This is a genomic window from Ruegeria sp. BC7 (assembly GCF_056539165.1).
This window is the reverse complement of sequence record NZ_JBQFUL010000005.1, coordinates 192,894-218,804: the sequence shown is the minus strand read 5'-3', so window position 1 is coordinate 218,804 and position 25,911 is coordinate 192,894. Positions and strand designations below refer to the sequence as shown.

Here is a 25,911-nt window from a genome sequence, read left to right as displayed (position 1 = left end):
GTCAAGCCATCGGCCACGGATTGTTCCGTCGCCTGACGCGGCTAATCAGACGGAAAATGCCGATGTTTTCAACGCGCAATACGTTGACCTTCGCCATACTCATTGTGGCCGGAATCGCATTCTGGGCTGGTTCTGAGATACAGAAAGCCACCTATGTCGACCAATGCCTTGATCTGGGAGGGGGGCGAAACCCCGGCAACCATCCGATATGCGTGATCAATGCCTCAACAGCGCCGCTTCAGCTTGGTCCTATCCTCGTAACAGCGCAGGAAGTGATTAGGGGCGAAATACGCGAAGGTCCGGATGGCCAGTCTCTTGTCGAGCTAAGCCTAAAGCCAGGCGCTGCCGCTGCCCTTGCTGCATTCACCAAGGAATCTGTGGGTGGTTCGCTCGACATCAGAGTGGATGGAAACCTGCTTCGCTCGGTGAACATCATCGAAGGCGTCGAGGGAGACCAACTGATCATTCCTTTGACCAACGCAGACGCGCAGTCACTCTTCAAAAACCTTGGGCTGGTCGGGCTGTGAGCCAGGATTTGCATCTAAGTGGAGACCGGCGATTGGTCCAAAGTCAGCTGAGAAGCGCCAAAATGCTGCTGGACCCGGGGAGAGGATCGGCGGCTGTGTGATGTCGAGGTGTAAGTCTGGGCCAAGATCTGCGCAGTCCAACTGAATGGACTTCGAACAACCCTCAAATATTGCACGCGCGGCGAAAGTCCGGTTTCACAGGCAATAGCGCAGCAACGCGCAGAGCAGTTGAACGGCAGGTTTGGGTTCAGTGCGGTCAGTGCCTTGTGCTAAGTGGATGGCGGCTCTGTCCGCAGAGCGGTCACAGCTCAAATTAGGTCGAACGTCCGCAATTTGGTGTGAAGCTGCAGTTGAAAATATGCTTATTTTTAGGTCTTGCCCCCAGAGTGCACAAAAAATTGTGTCGTAGACGAACCGAGCCGCCGCCGATCTAACCGCCAAGCTGCACAATCTTGCTTTCGGCCTGGGTTACGAAATTGGCCCATTTCTGCATGAGGACGCGTCGCTTGTCCAGCAGATCCGAGCGCGCATAGGACCGCTCCACCTTATTGCCGATGGAATGACCTAAGGCCGTTTCCGCGACTTCGAAACTTGCCGTTTCATTATCCTGAATCCACATTCTTAACGACGACCGAAAGCCGTGTATTCGACCCTCTTCATTCAGGTGGTTCAGTACCTTCGCCATGGCAACGTCGCTGACGCCTTTGTTCGTCCTCGGGCTTGGAAACAGGAAGTCATTGCGGCGTAGTTCGCGGCATATATCAACCACGTTCATGGCTTCAGTCGATAGAGGGATACGGAAATCCTGCACTTTGCCTCGTTCGCCTTTCATACGCTCTTGTGGGACCGTCCACACGTCGCCGTCAATCTCATGGAATCGAGCCCCGCGAATGGGCATCCCGCGCGCTGCCGTCAGGATCGCAAATCGCAGAGCCAGGTAGGAAGGGTGTTCCTTGTCCAGCCGCGAATACAGATCCGGTATTTCTTGCCATGGTGTCGCTGGCAGGGGCTTTTGAACGCGCTCGACGTAGCCCAGCATGTGACGTGCTGCGTCACAAATGAAGGGTTCAGCTTCATAGCCCATCAACTTCGCTTGTCGCAGCACCATGCGCGTTCGATACATCGCCTTGTCTGCCGTTTCGTGTTTGGTGCGCCAGATTGGTTTCAGAGCGTCGTGAATGTCGCGCTGGTGCAGGGTGCTGATCCTGCGATTGCCGATCTTAGGTATTACGTGGTTCTTGAGGGGTGAATACCACATGCCGCGCTTTCCATCGCCTTGCAGACGCTCCTTGCGCCCTTCAAATACCATTTCGGCCATTTCCTCGAACGTCGGGTCGTTCTGGCTTTTCTCTTCCTCTAGGCGCTGGCGCTCACGTTCCACAATCGGATCTTCGCCGCGCTCCGCGAAGGCGGCCCACTTGGATCGTTCTTTGCGCGCATCTGATAGGGACATGTTAGGGTAGGAACCCAAACCCATATCTCGCCGCTTTCCATTGATCTGGAATCTGAATGTCCAACGGCCACCGGTTTCGGATCGTTTAAGTGACAGGCCGCCTCCGTCCTGCACGACGCTTCCGGGCGCGGCGTTCTTTACTTGAGTTGCGGAAAGACGGTTATTGCCTCTTGCCATATCTGCTCCACATTCTGCCCCACACTTGCGGTGGGGTTATTTGCAACAAGTTTACAAAATCCGATACAGGTCGAATTTTCAAAATGCAATAAGTGTTGGGGTGGTGGGTCAATTTGCAACATGTTGCAACAGCAACATGATGCGCGCTACCCGCTCCAATCACTCGGGCCGACGTGCCTGAAACAGGTTGATGAGCGCGGGTACTTTGACCAAATCTCTTGCCTGATAGGGCTGGAATTCACCTGCTACTGCGTCCCGAATGGCAGCGACATCTTCGGGGCTGCCGTCGAAATGGGCGATCACCCGAGCCGCTGGGCCTACGCGGGTACAGAGTGCAGCGCAGTCCTCTAGCGTGCCGTGTACCGGCAAGGTCAGATCAACTGCGTCGACCTTGATGTCAGTCAGCCCGGCGTCTTTCAGCAAACCTGTAACGCGATCCTGATCGTGAAAGGCCAAAGGTCCGGGCGCGTTGCGATCCACCTTTGGCGGAGTCCCGAGGCGCGCGGTGGCTGCAACGTGCGGGATAAAGAACCAGGGGTTGCCAGAAAGCGGGCCCCAAGCGGCAAAGGTCATTTGTCCGCCGGGCTTCAGGGCGCGGGACATGTTTGCAAAGGCAGCAACCGTATCATCGAAGAACATCACGCCAAAGCGCGAGATCATGGCGTCTCGATCGCCTTCGTCAAATGGGTGGGTCTGCGCGTCTGCGTATTGAAAACCGACATTAGAATGCCCGGCAGCCCGGGCGCGTTCAGCCGCCCGATCCAGAAACGGCTGTGAAAAGTCGGCAGCCAGAACGTGCCCGTTTGGGCCAACGACCTGAGCGACCTGTACCGTGCTTGCCCCGGTGCCACAGCCAATGTCCAACACGTGATGGCCCGGTTGAAGGGCGGCGCGATCCAGCACCAAATCCAAAACCGGAGCCAACAGCGTGTCCATCTGGCTCTCATAGGTTAGCCATTTCGCGCCCGATGGCGAATTCGCCCAAAACTCCGCCTGTTCTTCGTTTGCTGTTGCCATGTCGCCTCCGATCTATGCGGGGACTATGACCTGCGGCGACGGCGACGGCCAGATTTTTCCTCATCCCCGCCGCCCGTGTTGAATGAAGGCGAGGGCAACGTGACCACCTGCGCCAGTTCTGGGAACGGGTCGGTCTTATGCGGGATCGCGTTGGCGGCGACGAAATGGTCCTGAAATTTAGGCTCGATGGCAGTTTCAACCTTGGTGATCTCGCGCACGACACGCTCGATTTCTTTGCGCGCGCCGATGTTGCACAGCGCTATCCGCGCGCCGGTTCCCGCGGCATTACCCGCGCTTGAGACCTTGTCCAGCGGCGCATCCGGGATCATGCCCAGAACCATCGCGTGTTTGGTCGAGATATGCGCGCCAAACGCCCCGGCCAGAACCACGCGGTCAACGGTGTCGACCTCCATCTCATCCATCAACAGGCGCGCGCCAGCGTATAGCGCCGATTTCGCTAGTTGGATGGCGCGGATGTCGCCCTGAGTCACGGTGATACGCGGGCCGCCCTCGGCGCTGGCATCGTGGATCAGAAAGGCGTGGGTGCGGCCTTCGGGCACGCAACGGGTGGTGCCGGTTTGCGCGGCTGATCCGATCAGGCCGCTTTCGTCCAGCAGCCCGGCGATGCGCATTTCGGCCACGGCCTCGATAATGCCCGAGCCGCAGATGCCGGTGATCCCGGTGGTGGCAATGTCCTGATCGAACCCGTCCTCATCGGACCATTTGTCCGACCCGATGATACGGAAGCGGGGTTCCTTGGTGGTGGGGTCGATCTCGATCCGTTCAATCGCGCCGGGGGCCGCGCGTTGGCCGGAGCTGATCTGCGCGCCCTCAAACGCGGGGCCGGTGGGCGACGAGCAGGCCAGTACGCGGCTGGTGTTGCCCAGCAGGATTTCCGCATTGGTGCCAACATCCACGATTAGCACGAGGTCTTCCGATTTGCCCGGCTCCTCGGACAGGGCAACGGCGGCACAGTCGGCCCCAACATGCCCCGCGATACAGGGTAGGATATAGACCTGCGCGCGGGGGTTCATTTTGGTCAGGTCCATCTCACGCGCGGGTAGGGACATACTTTCCGAGGTCGCTAGAGCGAACGGAGCCTGCCCAAGCTCAACCGGGTCCAGTCCCAGAAGCAGGTGGTGCATGACCGGGTTGCAGACAAAAACCGTCTCGATGATCAGCGCGGCGTCAATCCCGGCCTCATCCGCGATCGAGGTGGTCAGGTCGTTGATCGCCTCGCGCACGGCTTTGGTCATTTCCTGATCACCGCCGGGGTTCATCATGGCGTAGGAGACACGGCTCATCAGGTCTTCGCCAAAGCGGATCTGCGGGTTCATCAGGCCCGAGGACGCCTTGACCTCGCCGGTTTCCAGATCGGTCAGATGGGCGGCGATTGTGGTCGACCCAAGGTCGATGGCCAGACCGTACAGGCCACTTTCATGCAGGCCGGGCCAGATTTCCACGATCCGCGCGACCGAGTCGTTGTGGCCTTTGTGGACGGCTACGGTAACCTCCCACTTACCTTTGCGAAGAACTGGTTGCAGCTTGGCCATCAGCGACAGATCGGCGGTGACGGCGTCGATCTTCCACTGCTCGCGCAGGGCGCGTTCCAGCCGCTCCAGATCGCCGGTGGGCGAATGCATGTCGGGTTCTTCGACCACCACGAAATACAGCCTTGTGGCCGGGTCCATGGTGATGGCGCGCGCGGCAGCGGCCTTGCGCACCACCTGACGGTGGACCTGAGATTCGGGCGGCACGTCGATCACCACGTCACCCTGAACGGTTGCCTGACACCCCAGACGGCGACCGGGCTTCAACCCGCGCTTGTCTTCATAGCGTTGTTCCACCGCGTTCCATTCGCTCAGCGCGTCCTCGGACACGGTGACGCCATGCTTGGGAAACTCGCCATAGCTGGGCGTGATCTGGCATTTCGAGCATATCCCGCGCCCGCCGCAGACCGAGTCCAGATCGACGCCCAACTGCCGGGCCGCTGTCAGTACCGGAGTACCAACTGGGAAATGCCCGCGTTTGCCCGAGGGGGTAAAGACGACAAGGGGGTCGGTGGTCATATCTGGCCTGCCTTTTGTATTCGCGCGTGTTCCGCGCAAGATATGGTTTTAAGCGCAAAGGGAAAGGCCATTCAGCGGCACGTTTTGCATGTCTAGCGTCGTTTTTTGCCGCGGCATTGCCCCGCAGGGCCAAACTAGTTCAGGTCAGGGGCTTTTCCTTGCCTTAAATCCATGTAATAGGGTCACCGCCAAACGGGGTTTTGCATGGGGTTAATAGATGCAGATTCGTGAGGCACTTACCTTTGACGATGTTCTTTTGGTTCCGGCGGCGTCGTCGGTCCTTCCTGCGACGGCAGATACGGCAACGCGTGTGACGCGCGAAATCACCATGAACATCCCGCTGCTGAGCTCGGCGATGGACACTGTGACCGAGGCGCGCATGGCCATCGCGATGGCGCAGGCCGGTGGGATCGGGGTTATCCACAAGAACTTGACGACTGAAGAACAGGCGCGTGAAGTGCGCAGGGTCAAGCGGTTTGAATCCGGTATCGTCTATAACCCCGTCACACTGCGCGCAGAACAGACTCTGGCAGATGCCAAGGCTCTGGTCGAGCGTTACAACTTCACCGGCTTCCCTGTGGTGGATGAGGCAGGTCGCGTGGTCGGTATTGTGACCAACCGCGACATGCGCTTTGCAACATCGGACGACCAGCCGATCAAGGCCATGATGACCACGGACAATCTGGCGATGCTTCAGGAACCAGCCGATCTGGAAGAAGCCAAAAGCCTGATGAAGGCGCGCCGAATCGAGAAGTTGCTGGTTGTTGACGGTGCGGGCAAGCTGACCGGTTTGCTGACTTTGAAAGACACCGAGCAAGCGGTGCTGAACCCCACCGCGTGCAAGGACCGTCTGGGCCGCCTGCGCGTTGCGGCGGCGACCTCGGTCGGGGACGCGGGGTTTGAGCGGTCCGAGCAACTGGTGGATTCGGGCGTAGACATTATCGTTGTGGATACCGCGCATGGTCACTCGCAAGGCGTGTTGGACGCAGTGAAGCGGGTTAAAACCCTGTCGAACGAGGTTCAGATCATCGCCGGCAACGTCGCCACCGGTGACGCGACCAAAGCGCTGATCGACGCAGGCGCGGATGCGATCAAGGTCGGTATCGGGCCGGGCTCGATTTGCACCACGCGGATGGTGGCCGGAGTTGGCGTGCCGCAACTTACAGCGATCATGGATTGCGCTGCAGCGGCTGGGGATGTGCCGGTGATTGCCGATGGCGGCATCAAGTTCTCGGGCGATTTCGCCAAGGCGATCGCGGCGGGGGCGTCTTGCGCGATGGTCGGTTCGATGATCGCGGGCACCGATGAAAGCCCGGGTGAGGTGATCCTGTATCAGGGACGTTCGTTTAAATCCTATCGTGGTATGGGCAGCCTGGGCGCGATGGCGCGTGGCTCGGCGGATCGGTACTTCCAGAAGGACGCGGCGAATGACAAGCTGGTGCCCGAAGGGATTGAGGGGCAGGTGCCCTACAAGGGTTCCGCCAGCGCGGTTGTGCACCAGTTGGTCGGCGGTCTGCGCGCCGCGATGGGCTATACGGGCTGTGCATCCGTCGACGAAATGCGACGCAACTGCAACTTTGTCAAAATCACCGGTGCCGGGTTGAAGGAAAGTCATGTGCATGACGTTCAAATCACACGTGAAAGCCCGAATTACCGCGTAATGTAACCCGCATCGTTTGGCATTGCGGCGCCCGGACAAGGGCGCCGTATTGCGTTCAGCGTGGTTAAGTTCAGCAATCTGGGAAAGTCCCATGACACCTGCCGCACGTATTCAGGCTTCGATCGAAATTCTCGATGACATACTCGCTGGTGTGCCCGTTGAAAAAGCCCTGACGGGCTGGGCCCGTCGCAGCCGCTTTGCCGGGTCCAAGGACCGTGCTGCGGTGCGCGATCATGTATTTGGCGCGCTACGTTGCAAACGATCTTTTGCAGCCTTGGGTGGTGCAGAAACCGGTCGCGGTCTTATGATCGGCGCGATGCGTGCGTCAGGTGCTGACCTCACCGAGACTTTCACCGGCGCGCGACACGCTCCATCTCAGGTTTCTAATGAGGAGGCCGCGCGAGACTTTGCTTCGGACGCCGAGCGGTACGACATTCCGGATTGGCTGTGGCCCGGGTTCAATGCGTCGCTGGGTGATCAGGCGGTTCCGGTCGCGATGGCCCTGCAAAAGCGTGCTCCGGTCCATTTGCGCGTCAACTTGTTAAAATCCGAACGTTCCGCAGCAGTTGCCTCTTTGGCGGCCGAGGGCATCGAGGCTCAACCCCATCCTGCCTGTGAAACTGCTTTGGAGGTCGTCGAGGGCGCTCGCAAGATCGCTCAGAGTCGCGCTTATGCGGATGGGCTGGTTGAGCTACAGGATGCTGCGAGCCAGGCAGTTGTATCAGCGTTGGATTTGAAGCCGGGTATGCGTGTTCTGGACTATTGCGCCGGTGGAGGTGGGAAATCTCTGGCCTTGGCCGCATACCCCGGTATCGAGGTTTTTGCACATGATGTGAATACGGGCCGGATGCGTGATTTGCCAGCAAGAGCAAAGCGAGCGGGTGCGCGTATCCGGGTTTTGTCCACCGACGAGGCGCTCCAGAAGGGTCCGTTCGACGTGGTGTTGGTTGATGCGCCGTGCTCAGGCAGCGGCGCGTGGCGGCGTGCGCCTGCAGGGAAATGGGCTTTGTCATCGCAACGACTGGCAGAATTGTCTTCGTTACAGGGCGAGATACTGGAAAAAACGTCTTCTCTGGTCGCTGAGAAAGGCGTGCTGGCTTATGCGACATGTTCGATGCTGCAAGAAGAAAACGGAGCGGTGGTGGACCATTTCAGGAAAGCTCACTTGGAATGGGATGAGGTTTTCCGAAAAACGTGGCTTGCAGCACACGGCACTGATGGGTTCTTTTCGGCACACTTGACGCGATAATATCTGCGCGAATAACAACTAAAAGGAGAGTGTTCGCGAGAATTAAGCGGGCGTTAACCTTATTTGGGCTGATTGTCTAAAAGTCCATTGATCTGAGTTGTTTATGCCCGAAACAGCAGAATTAATTTTTCGCCCGCCCCTCAAGAAAATGCCCGCTGGCGCGCGATTGGCGTCGTTGATAGCGCTTGGAGCGGCGCTCAGCTTGGCGCCGCTTGCCGTTGGGCTTCCGGTTACTTTAGAGGCCGGTATGTCGGTCGCTGGGGCTACACTTTTGGTTGTTGCCTTCGTGGTTGTCGTCAGGGGGTGGATTGCGGATCAATCTACGCGGCAGTCCGTCGAAGTGATGGCATTGTTTGCAGAACAAGACATGTTCCCGTGCTTGATTGCGGATGCAGAAGGCAACGTGTTGTCGGCCAACTCTAGGGCCAGAGCACGGTTTCACGCTTTTCCGGGCGTCACGCTTGATAAATGCTTGGCGTCGGTGTTTGCAAATCCATCGGCGATTCTTCTCCGCCTGCAATCTCTTACTGAAATACACGGCCGGGCACGCGAGGATGTGGTCACCGTCGGCTCAACAGTTCCGGTGTCGGTGTTTGGCGTCGGACATGCCCTGTATTGTTGGCGATTTCATCTGGGTGAGCAGGGCCAGTGGGACGACGCCAACGTTCCGGTTTTGACACATGGGCGAAATGGCACCTTGTTGCGTGTAAACGGCGCGGCCGAACATTTGTTGGGGTACAAGCCGGAGAATGTGCAGCAAGTTTTTTCGACCGAGGTTCCTGAATCCGGCGATGTCATAAGGGCGGAAACGTCAGACGGCCCACTGCCAGTGACGGTCTGCGACGTTTCTCGATCGGGGTCCGTTCGCGATACGCTAGTTCTTCCCGTGAACGTGGCGATCAGCCAGATACCCGAAGCTCCGTTTGCTGACTTGCCCGTGCCGATTATGTGCCTTTCTCTTGATGGCCTGATCTTGGATGCGAACCGTCTTGCGGTGCATTTGGTTGGCGATATACGGCCCGGGGAAACGAATGTGGCCCAGATCATGCAGGGGTTGGGCTATCCAATTCACGATTGGCTGTCGCAGTCGGCAGCGGAAGACGCAGTGCCACGGTCTGAGTTTTTGCGCCTTTCACGGCGCGACAAGGAAGTTTTCGTTCAAGTTACGCTAAGCAAGGTAACAACGAACGGAGATGTCTGTCTGGTCGCCGTGCTGAACGATGCCACCGAGTTGAAGACGCTTGAGGCCCAATTTGTTCAGGGGCAGAAGATGCAGGCCGTCGGGCAATTGGCTGGTGGTGTTGCCCATGACTTCAATAACTTGCTGACCGCGATTTCCGGCCATTGCGACCTGTTGCTGTTGCGGCATGACCAGAACGATCCCAACTACGGCGATTTGGTTCAAATTAACCAGAACGCGAACAGAGCGGCAGCTTTGGTTAGTCAATTGTTGGCGTTTTCGCGCAAACAGACCCTGCAACCCGAAGTATTGGATCTGCGCGACACGATTTCAGATTTGATCCATCTTTTGAACAGGTTGTTGGGTGAGAAGGTCAGGCTGAGTCTAAGTCACGACCCCGTTCTAAAGCCTGTTCGCGCGGACAAAAGACAGCTTGAACAGGTTTTTATGAATCTGGTCGTCAATGCACGGGACGCGATGCCGGAAGGTGGAGAAGTGCGGATCGAGACAGAAGTCGTCGCGCTGTCCGAACCCTATCGGCGGGATCGCGCAACCGTTCAACCCGGCGAGTATGTTACCGTGAAGGTCATAGACAGCGGTGTCGGAATCCCGGCGGACAAAATGCAAAAGGTGTTCGAGCCGTTTTATACGACCAAACGGACTGGCGAGGGTACAGGTCTGGGTTTGTCGACCGTCTACGGCATCGTCAAGCAAACCGGAGGGTTTATCTTTGTCGACAGCCTTGTCGGGCGCGGAACCGAGTTTACAGTGTTCCTTCCCGTGGCAGGCGATGCCCAAAAAATCACCCCTGATGAGGTCGTTGTGCCAGACTCGGGAAGTGCGCGGCAGGGTGAGGGAGTCGTTCTTCTGGTCGAGGATGAGGCTCCGGTCAGGGCGTTCGCGACACGCGCGCTACGTCTGAAGGGATACACAGTGCTCGAGGCGGCCTCAGCAGAAGAAGCACTGAAGTTGCTGGAGGATGGCTCACTGAATGTGGACGTTTTTGTTACAGATGTTGTGATGCCGGGGATGGATGGCCCGACTTGGGTGCGTCGGGCGATTGAGGATCGGCCCGATGTCAGAGTGATTTTCATGTCGGGGTATACCGAAGGTGCATTTGGAGAGTCCGAACCCGAGATTGCGAACTCGACGTTCCTGCCAAAACCGTTCTCTTTGAATCAACTGACCGAGGCCGTGTTCCAACAGATCAACTGACCGCTTCAGAGCGCGGCGTCATGACACGCGAATTCTGAGGCGTAGTTTTGGCGAAACGTCTTTTCCGTTTCAGCCGCCAAATTCAACTCGCGCGGCGGAGAGACGTTTTCCCGTTTCAACGAGATTTCCATGTCCAGCCGGTTCTGTAGGAAGTCAAGTATCCCGGTCTGGTTTTCATATTTGAAGATGTGACTTGCCCCGAATCCGTTGCTGCGCGTGCGGAAAAACTGGCTCTGGCTGCCAACATCAGCAAACTCGGGCCGGGGGGATTGCATATATGCTTGTACAAATTCATCAAAGCTCATGCCCTGTGTCGAATGGGGGTGGCCCACACGTTCCTCTCGACCGCGAAACTTGTACCAACTGCCAAGCCAATCAATTGGTTCACGGACAACGGCCATGACTTCCATCTCGGTGTCGTACATTTTCCGAAATATGTTCTGAAAAAACCGGTCGTACCGCCGAACTGGGGCGTGTTTGAGGTCAGGCGGCCCTGTCACAACTATGTCAGCGCGATCTCGCAGTGCCGAGTGATACGCTGTGCTGCCGGTCTTGGGGACGGCTAGAAACGCGAGGCGTTCTTTATAGAAAACAAGCAATTATCCGGTCCTTGGCCTCGTTTCTCACGAGGGCAGAGTGTCGTAAACGACTCTTTAACACAATTGCTGAACAGTAATTTCTGTAAGTTTTTATTGAAATGTTCTCTTTTTGGTCTCATAAGGAACAAGAGGCGAACAAAGCAGCGATTGCCGCCCGTTCAAGGGTGTGACAAAAGAGAAGGCGACAGGACAATGGCGGATCTTCTAACCATGAGCGACAAGAAAAACGCAGACAAGCAAAAGGCGCTCGACAGCGCGCTGGCACAGATCGAACGTCAGTTCGGCAAGGGCTCGATCATGAAGCTGGGCGAAGATGCCAAGCAGGATATCGACGCCAGTTCGACTGGTTCTCTGGGGCTGGATATCGCGCTGGGAATCGGTGGTCTGCCGATGGGCCGGATTGTCGAAATTTACGGACCTGAAAGCTCGGGCAAAACCACACTGACGCTGCATTGCATCGCAGAGCAGCAGAAACGCGGCGGTGTCTGTGCGTTCGTTGATGCGGAACACGCGCTTGATCCGCAATATGCCCGCAAGCTGGGTGTTGATCTGGATGAACTGCTGATCTCGCAGCCCGACACCGGTGAACAAGCGCTTGAGATCACCGATACGCTTGTACGGTCCGGCGCGGTGAATATGGTCGTGGTCGACTCGGTTGCTGCGCTGACCCCGAAGTCGGAACTGGAAGGCGATATGGGCGACAGCAATGTCGGCGTGCAGGCCCGTTTGATGAGCCAGGCGATGCGCAAGCTGACCGGCTCGATCAGCCGCTCGAACTGCATGGTGATCTTCATTAACCAGATTCGGATGAAGATCGGCGTGATGTTTGGCAGCCCGGAAACCACCACCGGGGGCAACGCTCTGAAGTTCTACAGCTCGGTCCGTCTGGATATTCGCCGTATTGGTGCGATCAAGGACCGCGACGAGGTTGTCGGCAACCAGACCCGCGTGAAAGTCGTCAAGAACAAGGTGGCGCCACCGTTCAAGCAGGTGGAGTTCGACATCATGTATGGCGAAGGCATCAGCAAGATGGGCGAACTGTTGGATCTTGGCGTCAAGGCCGGTGTGGTCGAGAAATCCGGCTCGTGGTTCAGCTATGGTGATGAGCGGATCGGGCAGGGGCGTGAGAATGCCAAGCAGTACCTGCGAGACAACAGCCGGATTGCGTTTGATATCGAGGATAAAATCCGGGCCGCGCACGGGCTGGATTTCGACATGCCGCCAGGCGCGGCCGAGGATGACGATATTCTCGAGGCCTGATCTTACCCATAATTCTAACAGACGGGCGGTCCTTTGGGGCCGCCTTGTTTCGTTTGGGCCTCCAATCCTGTGGACTATCCCAAGGGACAGGGATAAACCCATCTGGAACAAGATGATTGCGCGCTGAGAGAGCCTTATGCCCACGCTGAACGATATCCGATCGACCTTTCTGAACTACTTTGCCAAACAAGGGCACGAAGTGGTGGCGTCCAGCCCTCTGGTGCCCCGCAATGACCCGACGCTGATGTTCGTGAACTCGGGCATGGTGCAGTTCAAGAACCTCTTTACCGGTGTCGAAACCCGCGACTATCAGCGCGCGACGACGGCGCAGAAATGCGTGCGTGCAGGTGGCAAGCATAACGATCTAGACAATGTGGGTTACACCGCGCGGCACCACACATTCTTTGAGATGTTGGGGAACTTCTCGTTCGGGGACTACTTCAAACATGACGCGATCCCCTTCGCGTGGGAGCTGATCACCAAGGAATTTGGCATCGACAAAAACCGCCTGCTGACAACGGTTTACCACACCGATGACGAGGCGTTCGAGATCTGGAAAAAGGTCGGCGTTCCCGAAGACCGGATCATCCGCATCTCCACCAGTGACAACTTCTGGCAGATGGGCCCGACCGGGCCATGTGGTCCGTGCACCGAGATTTTCTATGACCACGGCGATCACATCTGGGGCGGCCCTCCGGGTTCGGCCGAGGAAGATGGCGACCGGTTCATCGAAATCTGGAACATCGTTTTCATGCAGAACGAGCAGTTCGAGGACGGCTCGATGGTGGAACTGGATATGCAATCCATCGACACCGGCATGGGGCTGGAACGGATCGGCGCATTGCTGCAGGGCAGCCATGACAACTATGACACCGACCTGTTCAAAACGTTGATTGAGGCGTCGGCTGAGGCGACCGGAGTTGATCCCTATGGCGATCAGAACGTACATCACCGCGTGATTGCGGATCACCTGCGTTCGACCTCGTTCCTGATTGCCGATGGCGTGATGCCCAGCAATGACGGGCGCGGCTACGTCCTGCGCCGCATTATGCGCCGCGCGATGCGCCACGCGCACCTGCTGGGTGCGAAAGATCCGGTGATGCACCGCCTTGTGCCCTCGTTGGTGCAGTTGATGGGCGCGCAGTATACGGAACTGGGACAGGCGCAGGCTCTGATCGAAGAGACTCTGCTGCTGGAGGAAACCCGTTTCAAACAGACCCTCGATCGTGGTTTGAAACTGCTGGACGACGAAGTCGCGGGCTTGACCGAAGGGGCTGCTTTGCCCGGTGATGCGGCGTTTAAACTCTATGACACTTATGGCTTCCCGCTGGACCTGACACAGGACGCATTGCGTGAAAAAGGCCGGACGGTGGATACTGATGGGTTCGACGAAGCCATGGCTGAACAAAAGGCCAAAGCGCGGGCTGCCTGGGCTGGGTCCGGCGAGGCGGCGGATCAGGCGGTTTGGTTTGACGTTCTGGACAGTGCCGGGGCCACTGATTTTCTGGGCTATGACACTGAAAAGGCCGAAGGGCAGGTTGCTGCTCTGGTCGTGGATGGCGCGTTGGTTGACACCATCGAGCAGGGCGGCACCGGTTGGGTCATCGTGAACCAAACCCCATTCTATGGAGAAGCCGGCGGTCAGGTCGGCGATACCGGCGAAATTCGGCGGCTTGAGAATATGCAGGATGTGGCCAAGGTCGAAGACACGCGCAAATTTGCCGAAGGCATGGTCTATGCGCACAAGGTGACGGTCAGCCAGGGCAGCCTGTCCAAAGGCGACGGCGTCGAGCTTGCGGTCGACCACACTCGCCGCAGCGCGATCCGGGCCAATCACTCGGCCACGCACCTGCTGCACGAGGCGCTGCGCGAAACGCTGGGTGATCACGTGGCGCAGCGCGGATCGCTGAATGCGTCCGACCGGTTGCGGTTCGATTTCAGCCATTCCAAGGCGCTGAGCACCGAGGAATTGCAAAAAGTCGAACGAGAAGTGAATGCCTTTATCCGTCAGAACTCGACCGTTGAAACCCGGATCATGACGCCAGACGATGCGCGCGAACTGGGCGCGCAGGCTCTGTTTGGTGAGAAATACGGCGATGAGGTGCGCGTTGTTTCGATGGGCAAGGCACCGACTGGAAAAGGACAGGATGGTGAGACCTGGTCGATCGAACTCTGTGGGGGCACCCATGTCCGTCAGACCGGAGATATTGGAACCTTTGTCGTTCTAGGCGACAGCGCCAGCAGCGCCGGTGTGCGTCGCATTGAGGCGTTGACCGGGGATGAGGCGTTCAAGCACCTGACAGCTCAAGATCAGCGTCTTGGGCAGATCGCTTTGGAGCTCAAGGCGCAACCGGATGACGTTGTCAGCCGCGTCAAGGCTTTGCTGGACGAACGTAAAGCACTTCAAAACGAAGTCGCGCAGCTACGCCGCGATTTGGCGATGGCCGGCGGCAGCGGGCAGGGCGGAGCCGAGGCCAAGGGCGTGAACGGGGTTCAGTTCCTTGCGCAGGCACTGACCGGAGTTTCAGGTAAGGATCTGCCTGCTCTTATCGACGAGCACAAAAGTCGATTGGGCTCAGGCGCTGTGTTGTTGATTGCGGATACGGGCGGCAAAGCGGCCGTCGCCGCCGGAGTCACGCAGGATTTGACGGATAAAGTGTCAGCCGTCGATTTGGTGCGCGCAGCAGTCGCCGAGCTGGGCGGCAAGGGCGGCGGTGGTCGCCCGGACATGGCGCAAGGCGGTGGCAAGGACGCCTCGAATTCCGATGCGGCAATCAAGGCCGCCGAAAATATACTAGGAGGATAAGATGACCGCTCTTTGGATTGCGCATGTCACTGTGACGGACGCCGAGGCTTACGGGAAGTACGCTGAGTTAGCTGGCCCCGCGATTGCCAAGCATGGTGGCGAGTTCATCGCGCGCGCGGCGCGCTACGTGCAGCTTGAAGGGAAAGAACGGCCTCGGAACGTGGTTGCCCGCTTTCCTTCCGTCGAGGCCGCGGTCGAGTGCTATAATTCGCCCGAGTATCAAGAGGCCATGGATCACGCGCGTGGTGCAAGCGAGCGTGAACTGGTGGTTGTCGAGCTCACCGAGTAGAATCAATTTGGTTGCCGGGTTGCGATTTACCCGGCAGCCGATCTCATGCGCGGAATTCAGCCAACGTCCAAAAAAGTAATTGTGGCCGTTTCTGCGTTTGGACTTTCCTCCCGCGAATTTAGTTTTTTCAAAGACTTGGCCGAGAACTCGCCCGCTATCGCTGGCTTCCCGCGCCTTAATTGTGGCCGAGTTCGCGCATTTCTTGCCTGAAATGGTCATATTGAGTAACGAAATTCCGCCTCTTTTCCCTCGCACCTTCGCGTCTGATTGTACAGGAGTGCCCGTTTACCGATAGTTTCGGAAATCGGAATACGGTCCCCTCTGTCGGCAATCGCTCGGAGAGACAATGATCGAGGGACAGGCATGAAATCGATTGGCATCGTACACAGGGCTTTAGCGGGGAAAACTGCCTTGGCGATTGGACGGTTCTTTGGGGTTTCCGCATTGGCCTGCGCGTCAATGTTTAGTGCGTCCAGCGTCACCGCGAGCGAAGGAAGCTTTATTCGGGCTGTGGTCGCATCACCTCCACCGGCGGGGGCGCGGCAATTGTGCAGACAATATGCGTGGGCGTGCTCTAATAAACCGTCAATTTCTTTGACGAACCAGCAAGAGATGCAGATCGTCAAACGTGTCAATCGACAAGTCAATGCGACAACGCGAGAGGTCGCGGACCAGACGCAATACAGAACGGTCGAGCGGTGGGCTTTGCCGACCTCGCGAGGTGGAGACTGCGAAGATTTTGCCCTGTTGAAGAAAAGGGACCTGATCCGAGCTGGCATCGACCCCAGCAAGCTTTTGATTGCGACAGTTTTGGATAGGCAAAGACAAGCCCATGCAGTGTTGGTTTATCGCTCGGCGGGTGGAGATCTGGTGTTGGACAATTTGACCAACCGCATAAAACCGTGGTCGGCGACACGCTATCTGTTTCTGAGAATGCAGGATCCGCGAAAACCCAGTAGCTGGGTCGGTGTTTACGGTCGAAGCTGATCAGGTAACTCAACGAACATGTTGATGTCTTGATCTAAAGAAAAAAGGGCGACTTGGAGGTCGCCCCTTGGTGTTTTCAGGAATGTGGCAGAAACCTCTGCGGCTGCCTGAACCTTGGATCAGTCGAACACGCCGCCTAAGCCCGCACCGCGCGAGTTGCCTCCGCCGCCGTTACGGTTGCTACCGCCCTGGCCGTTCCCGCCGAAAATATCAACGTTGTTATTCCCGCCGTTGCCATTGCCGTTCCCGTTGTTTCCGTTGTTATTCCCGCCGTTCCCGTTTCCGCCAGTGCCGCCACCGCCGGGGTTAAGTGTGCCGGACGAATTGTTGGTTTGGCCACCAGGGTTGGTTCCGTCGGTATGACCGGAACGGTTATTGCCGTTTCCACCGCCGTTGCCGTTTCCGTTGTCGTCGCCGTCACCGTTGTCGCCGCCGTTACCATCGCCGTTGTCGTCGCCGTCGCCATTGTCGCCGCCGTTTCCATCGCCGTTGTCGTCGCCCTCGCCATTGTCGCCGCCGTTACCATCGCCGTTGTCGTCGCCGTCACCGTTGTCGCCGCCGTTACCATCGCCGTTGTCGTCGCCGTCACCGTTGTCGCCGCCGTTACCATCGCCGTTGTCGTCGCCGTCGCCGTTGTCGCCTCCGTTACCATTGCCGTTGTCGTCGCCGTCACCGTTGTCGTCGCCGTTACCGTTACCGTCGTCGCCATTGTCGTCGCCGTTGCCGTCGTCGCCTTCGTCGTCGCTGTCACCGCCCCCTCCAGGAGCGCCGCCACCTGGGGTGCCGCTGGTTGGAGTGACGCCGCCGCCTCCGCCGGAACCGCCGCCGTTGCCACCGCCGGACGAATTGGAACCGAACTGTGTATCGCCTTCATTCGCCGATCCGTCGCCGGACCGCTGTGACACGCCGATCGACGCTGTTGGAATGTCGGTCAATACTGCAGCAAAGGCAGGACAGCTTTCCAATGTACGTGCAAGGATGTCCTCAAAGTCTGGGCGGCGCTGGATATAGCGCAGCATGCGCGCGTCCACGACTTGGCAATTACAAAGAGTTTCCGTCGACACGGATTGCCGTGCGGTACTGACCGTACACATTTCAGATGCTTGGGCTGTGCCTACTGTCGCAAATGGAAATGTCGCAGAAACGAATACAATAGATAACAAACGGGATTTTACGCGCATAGCGCCACTCCTTTAAACTCTTTAACACGTCACTGTTTGACACAGTGGTGACACACTTTGGCCACAAATACATCCATCCCTCGCCACATTTTCAAGATGTGTGGGTGAAAGAAAACAAAAATTAATTCACGCTTAGGTAGAAAGATTATTAAAAACAAAGAAAAAGCCCACCTCTCTGGTGGGCTTTGTTAATGTGATTATCCCATTTCGGGGCGCAAAAATGTCACGGGCGCATTATTGTTTCCCGTGAGTGAACTGCGTCGCTTTTCTCTTTATGCAGACTTCGCCATGCGCTTACGCTCGTGCGGATCGAGGTAGCGTTTGCGCAGCCGAATGGCGTTTGGAGTAACTTCGACCAGCTCATCATCATCGATATAGGCAATCGCTTCTTCCAGCGAGAACTGAACATGCGGTGTCAGACGAACTGCATCATCCGAGCCACTGGCGCGCACGTTGGTCAGCTTTTTGCCTTTTAGCGGGTTTACTTCCAGATCGTTGTCGCGGGAATGCTCTCCGATCACCATGCCCTGATAGACATCGGTTTGCGGGGCCACGAACATGCGCCCACGCTCCTCGAGGTTCCACAGGGCATAGGCCACGGCCTGTCCGTTCTCCATCGAGATCAGAACGCCCGCGCGACGACCCGGAATTGGCCCCTTATGCGCGGCCCAACCGTGGAAAACGCGGTTCAGAACGCCGGTGCCGCGTGTATCAGTCAGAAATTCGCCGTGATAGCCAATCAGACCCCGTGACGGTACATGCGCGATGATGCGGGTTTTCCCGGCACCTGCGGGGCGCATCTCAACCAACTCACCCTTGCGCGCGCCGGTGACTTTTTCGATCACCGCGCCCGAGAACTCGTCGTCGACGTCAATGGTGACTTCTTCGATGGGCTCCATACGCTGGCCGTCTTCCTCGCGGAACAGGACCTGCGGGCGCGAGATGCTGAGCTCGAACCCTTCGCGGCGCATGTTTTCGATCAGAACACCCATCTGCAATTCGCCACGGCCTGCGACCTCGAAGGCTTCGCCGCCGGGGGTGTCGGTGATGCGGATTGCGACGTTTGATTCGGCCTCTTTCATCAGGCGGTCGCGGATAACGCGGGATTGGACCTTTTTGCCGTCGCGACCGGCCAGAGGCGAGTCGTTGATACCAAAGGTCACGGTGATGGTCGGCGGGTCGATCGGTTGCGCAGGCAGCGCTTCTTCCACCTGCGGGGAAACCAGCGAATCCGCAACGGTCGCCTTGCTCATCCCTGCGATGGTGACGATGTCGCCGGCTTCGGCCACGTCGATGGGTTGTTGCGCCAGGCCGCGGAACGCGAGGATTTTCGAGGCGCGGAAGTTTTCGATCAGCGTACCGTCGCGCGACAACGCCTTGAGGCTGTCCCCGGCTTTCAGCGTGCCGCTTTCAACTCGGCCGGTCAGGATGCGGCCAATGAACGGGTCGCTGCCCAGTGTGGTTGCGAGCATACGGAACGGCTCGTCTTTCTTGTCTGCCTGCTTGGGGGCAGGGACGTGGTCGACAATCAGGTCGAACAGCGCGGTCAGGTCTTTGCGCGGGCCATCCAGCTCCATATCCGCCCAACCGGACCGGCCCGAGGCGTACATGGCAGGGAAATCCAACTGGTCGTCGTCGGCTCCGAGATTGGCGAACAGGTCGAAACACTCGTCCAGCGCGCGATCAGGTTCAGCGTCAGGTTTGTCGACCTTGTTCAGAACGACGATCGGGCGCAGGCCCAGTGCCAGTGCCTTGGCGGTGACGAACTTCGTCTGCGGCATCGGGCCTTCGGCGGCATCGACCAGCAGGACCACTCCGTCCACCATGCTGAGGATCCGCTCGACCTCACCACCGAAATCGGCGTGGCCGGGGGTGTCGACGATATTGATCCGCGTGCCCTTCCACTCGACGCTGGTGGCCTTGGCGAGGATGGTGATCCCGCGCTCGCGCTCAAGATCGTTGCTGTCCATGGCGCGTTCCGCCACGGCCTGATTTTCCCGGAACGCGCCGGATTGTTTAAGCAGCTCATCCACCAGGGTCGTCTTGCCGTGGTCCACGTGAGCGATGATTGCGATATTGCGCAGGTCCATGAGGTCAGCCTTTGAACGGGAAGTTGCCGCGCGCATAACGCGGATTGACCAAATAGACCAGCCCTAACCGGCGGTCAGTGGCCTGCGGTCTTTGAAAACAGGTGAATGACAAGGATTCCAGTCAGGATCATGGTCAGGCCAAGAACGGCGGGCCAGTCCAACCTTTGCCCAAAAACGATGAACCCGATGATCGCGATCAGAAAAATGCCAAGGCCGGACCAGATCGCATAGACGATTCCAACGGGCATGTATTTCAGCGTCAGACCCAGTAGGTAGAAGGCGATGCCGTAAGACACAACGACAAGCACTGATGGCCAGAATCGGCTGAATTGCTGGCTGGCTTGCAAGGAAGTCGTGCCAACGGTCTCAGCAATAACTGCCAGAAGAAGAATCAAATACGCTTTAGGCACGGCAGGTCTCGCGTTGAGTGTAAGTCACTTTGTTGAGCACGGAACTTTGCGCCACTGCAAGAGGTTTTTGCAAGACCGGCAATCTTGCCTCCGCCGGCTGAATGTGACGCGGTGAGGGTCTGGTTTACCTTACTGTTTATTAAAGAAAATATGTGGCACTAGACCCATGTTTGTTAGTATTTTTTTGCGAGTATTTTTATGACGAAGTTTGCAATTTCCGTCATCGCTGTATCGGCTTTGATTGTGGCGCTGGGGTGGCTAGCTGACGGGGGATCCGTCAAGAACAGTGTGGCCAGGAATGTTGAATGGTTGAGTGGTACTGAAACCTAGCGTCTGCCGTTTGCGAGAAAAAAGGGGTGTTGCAGCCCCTTTTTTCGTCAGTGGTTCAGGTTTTCCGAGAAATACCGGTCCAACTGCGGCCGCAGCCATGACCACAGCCGGGGGGCACCCCGTGAGATAGGTTTGCCAACACGCGTTTCGATTTGGGCAAAGGTCACGTTGTAGTCCACCCATGAGCCGCCACCGGTTTCAAGGTTTCCGATCGGTGTCTGAAACCGGTCAATCGCCTTGGCAAAACGCGCATCAGGCGTTTCAGCGGCCTCGAACTCCTGCCAAAGCGAGTAAAACATTTGATTCTGGTCCGACGGGAGCAATCCGAACAATCGGGTCGCCGCAGCCTGTTCCTCGGCTTCTTGCGCGGCATGGTCAACATGGCCGTGAATCGGGTGATCTCCGGCATCTATTTCGACGATATCATGCAGTAGAAGCATTTTGAGGACGCGGTGGATTGAAACACTCGGGTCGGCATACTCGGACAGCACCCACGCAAACAGCATGATATGCCATGAGTGTTCGGCAGAGTTCTCGAACCGCGCGCCTGACAAAAGCCGAGATGCCCGTGACACGGATTTGAGCTGGTCGGATTCGGCCAGAAAAGGAAGACGCCTAGCGAACGGCGTGTCTTGGCCTGCCGTTTTTTCAAGCATTGCACGGGCAAGCCGGAACGCGTCGGGGAAGTCTGTTTCCAGATAAGCCGCACGTCCGCCGCTCAGGTTGTTGCGGACAACATCCAAGTGATCAGAACGCGGTTCAGGCGCGCACAGCACTTGGAACATGGGCTGGCACCGGTCGAGGATTTTGGCGAACCGGGCGTCGGCTGATAAGTCCGCCTCAAACTCTTGCCATAGCGACAGGAATTCCTGCGATTGGTCGTTGGGGAGCAATCCGAATAACTCTGCCGCCGCCGCGCGTTCCGCGCGTTCAACGGCCTGCCAATCTGTCGCAAGGTGGATCGGGTGATCCCCTACGATGATCTCGACCAGATCATGCAGTAAAAGCATACGGATGACTCGGTCGATATTGACCTCATCACCAGCCAAGGGTTCCATGACCAAGGCCCAAAGAGCCAGTTGCCAGCTATGCTCTGCCGCATTTTCCGGGCGGGACTGATCCAACAAGGCGTTGGCGCGATCAACCGATTTCAGTTTGTCCGCGCATTTAAGGAATTGGACTTGCGCGGACAGTCTCTCAGTCATTGTTTTTCAATCGCCTTTATTTTCTTGCGATGTTCCGACAGACGTTGAATCACAAACTGACGTGCCTTGCGTTCCGCCAGCCGCACCCGAATCTCGGTCAGAAACGCCTCCTCCAGCGTTTGAGAGGATGCGCCAAGCAATTCACCAACCTCGACAAAAAAGCGGTCTTCACCGGTTTCGTCCATGACTTTCAACGTGTCCTCGGCCAGTTTTGCCGCGAGGGTGTTGAGGGAATCGGACATTAGCGCGTGGTCTCGGTTAGTCGACGTTTCACATAGTCACTGACATCGGTGATCAGAGTGTCCATGTGGCGATCCTGGAAGAAGTGGTCAGCGCCCTCAACCTCGTTATGGGTGATGGTGATGCCCTTTTGCTCGTGCAGCTTGTTGACCAGCGCTGTCGTGTCCGCAGGTGGTGCGACTCGGTCTGCCGAGCCATTGATGATCAGGCCGGACGACGGGCAGGGGGCCAGGAACGAGAAGTCGTACATATTGGCCGGGGGCGAAACGCTGATAAAGCCGGTGATTTCGGGGCGGCGCATCAGCAGTTGCATGCCAATCCACGCACCGAACGAGAAACCGGCAACCCAACAGTGTTTCGAGTTGTTGTTCATCGACTGCAGATAATCCAGTGCCGAGGCTGCATCGCTTAGCTCACCAACGCCCTGATCATACTCGCCTTGGCTACGACCTACACCACGGAAGTTGAACCGCAGAACGGTGAAGCCCATGTTGTAGAACGCATAGTGAAGATTATAGACCACCTTGTTGTTCATGGTCCCGCCGAATTGAGGATGCGGGTGCAGCACGATGGCGATCGGTGCGTCTTTTTCCTTTTGCGGGTGGTAACGGCCTTCCAAGCGGCCTTCTGGTCCGGGAAAAATCACCTCGGGCATGTGTGCGTCGGTCCTGTCTTTTTCTTCTGGGGGCCCGGATATACTTGACGGTTATCGTCGGGCACCTTAGAACGGTTCTAATTGTGATGTGCGCTTGTGGGCGCTGTCAGTCGGAGATACGCACTGGCAGCGGCGGCGTCAATGTTTTCGCGTGTAACCTGCCAAGAGGGAAAGACAATGAAGCTGTCGACCAAGGGTCGTTACGCGATGGTAGCGTTGGCCGATATCGCACTTCAGCCGTCCAACGGGTTAGTAACGCTTGGCGAAATCTCGGAAAGACAAGATATTTCTTTGCCGTATCTGGAACAACTGTTCGTCAAGTTGCGCCGAGCCGATCTTGTCTCGTCGGTTCGTGGTCCTGGCGGTGGTTATCGGCTTTCCCGACCCGCGGCAGAAATACGCGTTGTCGAAATTCTGGCCGCAGTTGATGAAACGGTTGATGCAATGCAAAAGGGGGCCGGAGCGTCGGGCGCTTCATCCGGTAGCCGTGCGCAATCCCTGACCAATCGCTTGTGGGAAGGTCTGAGCGCTCATGTCTACGTGTTTCTGCACCAGACCCGGCTTTCGGATGTCATCAAGAACGATCTTGCCCCGTGCCCCGCGGTTCCGAGCCTTTTCGCGGTTGTGGACGAATAAGATGGCGGTTCCTGTAATTGCGGCGAATGGACGACTTGCTGGCTCGGCAAAGGTGTATCCATGAGTCGTGTTTATCTTGACCACAATGCGACCTCTCCGCTGCGGCCCGAAGCGCGCGAAGCGATGATCGCCGCGATGGTGGTTTGCGGGAACCCATCATCGGTGCACGCGGAAGGTCGCGCAGCCAAGGCTCTCGTCGAACGGGCGAGGGCACAGATCGCGTCTGCGTTTGGCGCGGACGGTTCGGATATTGTTTTCACTTCGGGTTCAACAGAGGGCGCAGCGCTGGCACTGGAGGGTCGCGGTCTGAGTGGAGCCAGCATCGAACATGACGCCGTCCGAGCGTGGATAGAGGAAGATCTGGCTGTATCAGAAGTCGGTCTGGTCGAAGTCCCGGCCCCTCAGAAATCAACACTCCAACTTGCGAACTCGGAAACGGGGATCATTCAGTCGCTGCCAGCGGGACTGGCGGTCACGGATGCGACTCAGGCTTTTGGCAAGTTGCCTGTTGCTTTCAACTGGCTGGACACGCAAATGGCGCTGATTTCGGCGCACAAGCTGGGTGGGCCAAAAGGAATCGGTGCGGTCGTGATGAAGCGGGGTACTGATTTGCCTGCGCGGATAAAGGGCGGCGGACAGGAAATGGGGCGTCGTTCGGGAACGGAAAACGTCATTGGAATCGCCGGGTTTGGCGCTGCGGCCGAGGCTGCAGCGCGCGATTTGGCCAATGGTGTTTGGGAGCGGGTCAAAGAATTTAGAAATATTCTAGAAAAGACCCTTGAGGCTGGTTCTAAATCTACTATTTTTGTCGGAAAAGGTCAGGAGCGCCTGCCCAACACCCTTTGTTTCGCGACCCCTGGTTGGAAAGGCGAAACTCAGGTCATGCAGATGGATTTGGCAGGATTTGCGGTTAGCGCGGGCTCGGCCTGTTCCAGCGGCAAAGTTCGGGCAAGCGCGGTTTTGACTGCAATGGGATTTGATGAGGCAACGGCGGCCAGCGCAATTCGCGTATCGCTTGGCCCTCATACGAGTGAAGAAGATGTGCTGCGTTTCGCGGAAACGTGGCTGGAAAAAGAGAAAAAGCATCGCGCGCGTGCCGCGTGATCTGACGGAGGGTGTCTTATGGCCGCTTTGGACCAGACCCAGGTAAAAGAAGGTGTCGATCAGGAAACCGTGGATGCGGTGCGCGAGGTCGGAACCTATAAATACGGTTGGGATACCGATATCGAGATGGAATACGCGCCCAAGGGCGTGAACCCGGATATCGTCCGTCTGATCTCGGAAAAGAACGAAGAGCCCGAGTGGATGACCGAATGGCGTCTGGCCGCGTTCGAACGCTGGACCCAGATTGAAGAGCCCAACTGGGCGATGGTTAACTATCCTAAGATCGACTTTCAGGACCAGTATTATTATGCCCGTCCCAAGTCGATGGAAGAAAAGCCCAAGTCCTTGGACGAGGTCGACCCGAAACTGCTGGCCACTTATGAAAAGCTGGGCATTCCACTGAAAGAGCAGATGATTCTGGCAGGCGTCGAGGGGGCCGAAGATGCGCCCGCCGAAGGCCGCAAGGTCGCTGTGGATGCCGTGTTTGACTCGGTCTCCGTTGGCACGACTTTCCAGGCTGAATTGAAGAAGGCCGGTGTGATCTTCTGCTCGATTTCCGAGGCGATCCGTGAACATCCTGAATTGGTCAAGAAATACCTTGGCTCAGTGGTTCCGGTCTCGGACAACTTCTATGCCACGCTTAACTCGGCCGTGTTCTCGGATGGATCGTTCGTTTACATCCCGCCGGGTGTGCGCTGCCCGATGGAGCTGAGCACCTATTTCCGCATCAACGCGGAAAACACCGGTCAGTTTGAGCGCACTCTGATCATCGCCGACAAGGGTTCGTATGTGTCTTACCTTGAGGGCTGCACCGCACCCCAGCGCGATACTGCGCAACTGCATGCCGCTGTGGTCGAGATCATCATCGAGGAAGACGCCGAGGTGAAATACTCGACCGTTCAGAACTGGTTCCCCGGGGATGAGAATGGCAAGGGCGGTATCTATAACTTTGTGACCAAACGCGCCGATTGCCGGGGGGATCGCTCCAAGGTGATGTGGACGCAGGTTGAAACTGGCTCGGCCGTGACATGGAAATACCCATCCTGCATCCTGCGCGGCGAGGAAAGCCAGGGTGAGTTCTATTCGATCGCGATCACGAACAACTACCAGCAGGCCGATACCGGCACCAAGATGGTTCACCTTGGCAAGAACACCAAGTCGCGGATCGTGTCCAAGGGCATCAGCGCGGGTAAGGCGCAGAATACCTACCGAGGGCTGGTCTCGATGCATCCCAAGGCCAAGAACAGCCGGAACTACACCCAGTGTGACAGCCTGCTGATTGGCGACAAATGCGGGGCGCATACAGTGCCGTATATCGAGGTCAAGAATAACTCGAGCCGGGTTGAGCACGAGGCGACGACATCGAAGGTGGATGACGATCAGCTATTCTATTGCCGTCAGCGCGGCATGGACGAGGAAGAAGCCGTGGCGCTGGTCGTCAACGGGTTCTGCAAGGACGTCCTGCAGGCGTTGCCGATGGAGTTTGCAATGGAAGCACAGCAGCTTGTTGCGATCAGCCTCGAAGGGTCTGTCGGGTAATCCCGAACTCTCTCTCTTGAATTCAGAACATAT

21 protein-coding genes are annotated in these 25,911 nt (G+C 57.4%); 11 read left to right on the top strand and 10 right to left on the bottom strand.

The genetic code is table 11. The features are described from left to right. Positions 1–62 precede the first annotated feature (62 nt). Positions 63–527: a hypothetical protein gene (locus tag ACR0KS_RS14715; protein ID WP_170555305.1), complete on the top strand. Its 465-nt coding sequence runs from the start codon at positions 63–65 to the stop codon at positions 525–527. A gap of 430 nt (positions 528–957) precedes the next feature. Here the strand turns inward: ACR0KS_RS14715 and ACR0KS_RS14710 are convergent, their stop codons facing one another. The 3 genes from ACR0KS_RS14710 to ACR0KS_RS14700 all read right to left on the bottom strand — a co-directional run bounded on the left by ACR0KS_RS14710 (position 958) and on the right by ACR0KS_RS14700 (position 5,243). Continuing rightward, positions 958–2,157, bottom strand: coding sequence for an integrase arm-type DNA-binding domain-containing protein (locus ACR0KS_RS14710; RefSeq protein ID WP_170566519.1), 1,200 nt, complete (start codon positions 2,155–2,157; stop codon positions 958–960). A gap of 159 nt (positions 2,158–2,316) precedes the next feature. Further along, positions 2,317–3,174, bottom strand: coding sequence for a methyltransferase domain-containing protein (locus ACR0KS_RS14705; protein WP_170566523.1), 858 nt, complete (start codon positions 3,172–3,174; stop codon positions 2,317–2,319). A 23-nt stretch (positions 3,175–3,197) separates the two neighbouring features. After that, positions 3,198–5,243, bottom strand: a complete 2,046-nt coding sequence (locus ACR0KS_RS14700; RefSeq protein ID WP_170566526.1) for an ASKHA domain-containing protein — start codon at positions 5,241–5,243, stop codon at positions 3,198–3,200. Between the two features lie 217 nt (positions 5,244–5,460). Here ACR0KS_RS14700 and guaB point away from each other — a divergent pair, with 217 nt between their 5' ends. The 3 genes from guaB (at position 5,461) to ACR0KS_RS14685 (ending at position 10,547) form a co-directional block, all read left to right on the top strand. After that, positions 5,461–6,909: an IMP dehydrogenase gene (gene guaB / locus ACR0KS_RS14695; protein ID WP_170389262.1), complete on the top strand. Its 1,449-nt coding sequence runs from the start codon at positions 5,461–5,463 to the stop codon at positions 6,907–6,909. A gap of 85 nt (positions 6,910–6,994) precedes the next feature. After that, on the top strand, positions 6,995–8,152 hold the full coding sequence (locus ACR0KS_RS14690; RefSeq protein ID WP_170566529.1) for an RsmB/NOP family class I SAM-dependent RNA methyltransferase: 1,158 nt from the start codon (positions 6,995–6,997) through the stop codon (positions 8,150–8,152). A gap of 103 nt (positions 8,153–8,255) precedes the next feature. Continuing rightward, positions 8,256–10,547, top strand: coding sequence for an ATP-binding protein (locus ACR0KS_RS14685; RefSeq protein ID WP_170566531.1), 2,292 nt, complete (start codon positions 8,256–8,258; stop codon positions 10,545–10,547). A 5-nt stretch (positions 10,548–10,552) separates the two neighbouring features. On the opposite strand, the gene ACR0KS_RS14680 is transcribed toward ACR0KS_RS14685, so the two are convergent. Beyond that, positions 10,553–11,146 (bottom strand): sulfotransferase family 2 domain-containing protein, encoded by a 594-nt coding sequence (locus ACR0KS_RS14680; protein WP_170566534.1) that lies wholly within the window; start codon positions 11,144–11,146, stop codon positions 10,553–10,555. Positions 11,147–11,338: 192 nt separating this feature from the next. Between ACR0KS_RS14680 and recA the strand changes: the two genes are divergently transcribed. The 4 genes from recA to ACR0KS_RS14660 all read left to right on the top strand — a co-directional run bounded on the left by recA (position 11,339) and on the right by ACR0KS_RS14660 (position 16,488). Continuing rightward, a complete protein-coding gene (gene recA / locus ACR0KS_RS14675) occupies positions 11,339–12,406 on the top strand; it encodes a recombinase RecA (RefSeq protein ID WP_170389266.1) in 1,068 nt (355 codons plus the stop codon). Between the two features lie 136 nt (positions 12,407–12,542). After that, on the top strand, positions 12,543–15,212 hold the full coding sequence (gene alaS, locus ACR0KS_RS14670; RefSeq protein ID WP_170566538.1) for an alanine--tRNA ligase: 2,670 nt from the start codon (positions 12,543–12,545) through the stop codon (positions 15,210–15,212). A gap of 1 nt (position 15,213) precedes the next feature. Beyond that, positions 15,214–15,501, top strand: coding sequence for a DUF1330 domain-containing protein (locus ACR0KS_RS14665; RefSeq protein WP_170566541.1), 288 nt, complete (start codon positions 15,214–15,216; stop codon positions 15,499–15,501). 363 nt (positions 15,502–15,864) lie between these two features. Further along, on the top strand, positions 15,865–16,488 hold the full coding sequence (locus ACR0KS_RS14660; RefSeq protein ID WP_170566544.1) for a transglutaminase-like cysteine peptidase: 624 nt from the start codon (positions 15,865–15,867) through the stop codon (positions 16,486–16,488). Positions 16,489–16,607: 119 nt separating this feature from the next. Here ACR0KS_RS14660 and ACR0KS_RS14655 read toward each other — a convergent pair whose 3' ends face one another. From ACR0KS_RS14655 to ACR0KS_RS14630, 6 genes are all read right to left on the bottom strand, one after another. Continuing rightward, a complete protein-coding gene (locus ACR0KS_RS14655) occupies positions 16,608–17,507 on the bottom strand; it encodes a hypothetical protein (RefSeq protein WP_170803192.1) in 900 nt (299 codons plus the stop codon). Positions 17,508–17,941: 434 nt separating this feature from the next. Beyond that, positions 17,942–19,759: a translational GTPase TypA gene (gene typA, locus ACR0KS_RS14650; protein ID WP_170566550.1), complete on the bottom strand. Its 1,818-nt coding sequence runs from the start codon at positions 19,757–19,759 to the stop codon at positions 17,942–17,944. A gap of 74 nt (positions 19,760–19,833) precedes the next feature. Further along, positions 19,834–20,169, bottom strand: a complete 336-nt coding sequence (locus tag ACR0KS_RS14645; RefSeq protein ID WP_170413098.1) for an SMR family transporter — start codon at positions 20,167–20,169, stop codon at positions 19,834–19,836. Positions 20,170–20,546: 377 nt separating this feature from the next. Further along, positions 20,547–21,704, bottom strand: a complete 1,158-nt coding sequence (locus tag ACR0KS_RS14640; protein ID WP_170803193.1) for an HD domain-containing protein — start codon at positions 21,702–21,704, stop codon at positions 20,547–20,549. Next, positions 21,701–21,946 carry a hypothetical protein gene (locus tag ACR0KS_RS14635; protein ID WP_170389273.1) on the bottom strand — a complete coding sequence of 82 codons (246 nt, stop codon included), beginning with the start codon at positions 21,944–21,946 and terminating at the stop codon, positions 21,701–21,703. The genes ACR0KS_RS14640 and ACR0KS_RS14635 overlap by 4 nt, the downstream gene beginning before the upstream one ends. After that, a complete protein-coding gene (locus ACR0KS_RS14630) occupies positions 21,946–22,599 on the bottom strand; it encodes an alpha/beta hydrolase (protein WP_170389274.1) in 654 nt (217 codons plus the stop codon). Before ACR0KS_RS14630 ends, ACR0KS_RS14635 begins: the two co-directional genes overlap by 1 nt. 177 nt (positions 22,600–22,776) lie before the next feature. Between ACR0KS_RS14630 and iscR the strand changes: the two genes are divergently transcribed. Genes iscR through sufB form a run of 3 tightly spaced genes read left to right on the top strand, consistent with a single transcriptional unit; the run spans position 22,777 to position 25,878 of the window. Continuing rightward, positions 22,777–23,235 carry a Fe-S cluster assembly transcriptional regulator IscR gene (iscR, locus tag ACR0KS_RS14625; protein ID WP_170485326.1) on the top strand — a complete coding sequence of 153 codons (459 nt, stop codon included), beginning with the start codon at positions 22,777–22,779 and terminating at the stop codon, positions 23,233–23,235. A 60-nt stretch (positions 23,236–23,295) separates the two neighbouring features. Further along, on the top strand, positions 23,296–24,339 hold the full coding sequence (locus tag ACR0KS_RS14620) for a cysteine desulfurase family protein (protein ID WP_170566555.1): 1,044 nt from the start codon (positions 23,296–23,298) through the stop codon (positions 24,337–24,339). A gap of 18 nt (positions 24,340–24,357) precedes the next feature. Next, entirely contained in the window at positions 24,358–25,878 is a 1,521-nt protein-coding gene (sufB, locus tag ACR0KS_RS14615; protein ID WP_170413089.1) for a Fe-S cluster assembly protein SufB, read from the top strand. Positions 25,879–25,911 lie beyond the last annotated feature (33 nt).

What these genes read in the sequence shown, in the direction of transcription:
- sufB (WP_170413089.1), top strand. Translation starts at nt 24,358, where the DNA reads ATGGCCGCTTTGGACCAGACCCAGGTAAAAGAAGGTGTCGATCAGGAA.
- ACR0KS_RS14630 (WP_170389274.1), bottom strand. Translation starts at nt 22,599, where the DNA reads ATGCCCGAGGTGATTTTTCCCGGACCAGAAGGCCGCTTGGAAGGCCGT.
- iscR (WP_170485326.1), top strand. Translation starts at nt 22,777, where the DNA reads ATGAAGCTGTCGACCAAGGGTCGTTACGCGATGGTAGCGTTGGCCGAT.
- ACR0KS_RS14710 (WP_170566519.1), bottom strand. Translation starts at nt 2,157, where the DNA reads ATGGCAAGAGGCAATAACCGTCTTTCCGCAACTCAAGTAAAGAACGCC.
- alaS (WP_170566538.1), top strand. Translation starts at nt 12,543, where the DNA reads ATGCCCACGCTGAACGATATCCGATCGACCTTTCTGAACTACTTTGCC.
- ACR0KS_RS14660 (WP_170566544.1), top strand. Translation starts at nt 15,865, where the DNA reads ATGAAATCGATTGGCATCGTACACAGGGCTTTAGCGGGGAAAACTGCC.
- ACR0KS_RS14655 (WP_170803192.1), bottom strand. Translation starts at nt 17,507, where the DNA reads ATGCTGCGCTATATCCAGCGCCGCCCAGACTTTGAGGACATCCTTGCA.
- ACR0KS_RS14705 (WP_170566523.1), bottom strand. Translation starts at nt 3,174, where the DNA reads ATGGCAACAGCAAACGAAGAACAGGCGGAGTTTTGGGCGAATTCGCCA.
- ACR0KS_RS14690 (WP_170566529.1), top strand. Translation starts at nt 6,995, where the DNA reads ATGACACCTGCCGCACGTATTCAGGCTTCGATCGAAATTCTCGATGAC.
- ACR0KS_RS14685 (WP_170566531.1), top strand. Translation starts at nt 8,256, where the DNA reads ATGCCCGAAACAGCAGAATTAATTTTTCGCCCGCCCCTCAAGAAAATG.
- recA (WP_170389266.1), top strand. Translation starts at nt 11,339, where the DNA reads ATGGCGGATCTTCTAACCATGAGCGACAAGAAAAACGCAGACAAGCAA.
- ACR0KS_RS14635 (WP_170389273.1), bottom strand. Translation starts at nt 21,946, where the DNA reads ATGTCCGATTCCCTCAACACCCTCGCGGCAAAACTGGCCGAGGACACG.
- typA (WP_170566550.1), bottom strand. Translation starts at nt 19,759, where the DNA reads ATGGACCTGCGCAATATCGCAATCATCGCTCACGTGGACCACGGCAAG.
- ACR0KS_RS14665 (WP_170566541.1), top strand. Translation starts at nt 15,214, where the DNA reads ATGACCGCTCTTTGGATTGCGCATGTCACTGTGACGGACGCCGAGGCT.
- ACR0KS_RS14620 (WP_170566555.1), top strand. Translation starts at nt 23,296, where the DNA reads ATGAGTCGTGTTTATCTTGACCACAATGCGACCTCTCCGCTGCGGCCC.
- guaB (WP_170389262.1), top strand. Translation starts at nt 5,461, where the DNA reads ATGCAGATTCGTGAGGCACTTACCTTTGACGATGTTCTTTTGGTTCCG.
- ACR0KS_RS14700 (WP_170566526.1), bottom strand. Translation starts at nt 5,243, where the DNA reads ATGACCACCGACCCCCTTGTCGTCTTTACCCCCTCGGGCAAACGCGGG.
- ACR0KS_RS14640 (WP_170803193.1), bottom strand. Translation starts at nt 21,704, where the DNA reads ATGACTGAGAGACTGTCCGCGCAAGTCCAATTCCTTAAATGCGCGGAC.
- ACR0KS_RS14715 (WP_170555305.1), top strand. Translation starts at nt 63, where the DNA reads ATGTTTTCAACGCGCAATACGTTGACCTTCGCCATACTCATTGTGGCC.